1 pseudogene is annotated in these 220 nt (G+C 49.5%); it reads left to right on the top strand.

Annotated features, from left to right (window positions below):
* Window positions 1–109 precede the first annotated feature (109 nt).
* A pseudogene (locus ACTHSP_RS24325) lies at window positions 110–220 on the top strand (translation elongation factor Ts); the annotation flags it as partial.

Raw genomic sequence — 220 nt, 5'->3', positions numbered from 1 at the left:
GAGGGGCGTTATGCCCCTTTTCTCAAATCCCGTTCTGAAATCCGTTTCAGACGGCCACTATTTCCAAACACGGCAATGGCCGTGTTCCCAAAAATCTAGGAGATTCAAAATGGCAGAAATTACTGCAAAAATGGTTGCCGACTTGCGCGCCGCTACCGGCCTGGGCATGATGGAATGCAAAAAAGCCTTGGTTGAAGCTGAAGGCAACTTCGACAAAGCC

The sequence above is a fragment of the Neisseria sp. P0001.S005 genome (assembly GCF_051963715.1).
Note: the sequence above shows the minus strand (reverse complement) of the source record. Positions and strands in the feature narration are given on the sequence as shown.